The following is a 1,118-nucleotide window of genomic DNA, read 5'->3' on the forward strand; positions in this document are numbered from 1 at the left end:
ATGTAGCCGCTATAGCCAACGAAAGAACTTTAACAAAAGAAAAACGAGAACGTTTTAATTCACTCGCTGCTTGTGGGGCATATAATTTTTTCATAACAAACTCTCCAATGAAAAAACTTAAAAACACCTCCAAAACATAAAAAAGACACATTTTAGCATTATTGATGTCTTTGGAATTCAGAGTAGACGATCATTGCTTAGAGTGTGAACATTTTGAGTCTTTAGTTTTGTTTGTGCTCTCTGTATTGAGACCTAAATGTTTGTCTTTTTGATTATGTTTTGTGGACATAAAGATGACACATTTAGAGTCTAAGTTTTTTAGTGTGCTGTTTTTTCTAACTAAAAAGGGGTCTTTATATTTAATATTACATTTTACTTGGTAGTGGTTACTATAAAATCCTTTGTACTAGGTTTTAATATGTATTTTCCTAATTATAGACTTTATTTTTATTAGAAAGCATGGTTTTGTTAATAATAAGTAAAGTAAAAAGAAATTGTAATATGTCTGGAATATAGTTTTCCTTGGATAACTGGCTTTTTAGTTGGATTTTTTCTTTTTAATATATCATATAATGATATATGCGCGGTCTCGTGATGTACCTTTTATCTTTACGCACTACTTTTCCCCCTTTGAAAGTTATTTCATCAAAATGAGTCTTACTAATATACACTCCCATATTGCTATAGGCTGTTCATGAAAATAGCAACATAAAAATATAACTTTTTAGCAATATGGATTCTACTATGATCTTTTTTCAACAAAATATAGAAAAATCTTCTATAAAACCTCACAGTCTATAGCCTCATCAAATATTATGCTTATCTCTAGATAAATACTGTGCGTCTGTAAAAAAAATATCCACCCTTATTTCAATAAATAAGGGTGGATGTTTTGTTTTGTTTTCGTTGTTCGTATTATTTTATTTTCAGAGTAATTGCACCACCTATGCCCCAATGACCACCAGCACTCGTGGCAGAGAGATTAGAGCGGATTTTTCCGTTTTCAGATGTATAACCAGCACCAAGGGCAAATGCGGATTGTCCACGCCATGTGCCGCTACCAAATGAGACACTCAAAGATCCTGGCTCGTCGAAGTAACGTAGGTTGGATACTGCTA

General features: G+C 32.4%; 1 protein-coding gene. It reads right to left on the reverse strand.

Annotated elements, in window-relative coordinates:
- Positions 1 to 915: 915 nt before the first annotated feature.
- Positions 916 to 1,118, reverse strand: a 203-nt coding sequence (locus tag ACFIJZ_RS09840) for a YadA-like family protein (RefSeq protein ID WP_375631976.1), incomplete at its 5' end; no start/stop codon positions are given.

This window comes from Bartonella sp. CL70QHWL (assembly GCF_042194855.1).
Taxonomy (GTDB): domain Bacteria; phylum Pseudomonadota; class Alphaproteobacteria; order Rhizobiales; family Rhizobiaceae; genus Bartonella.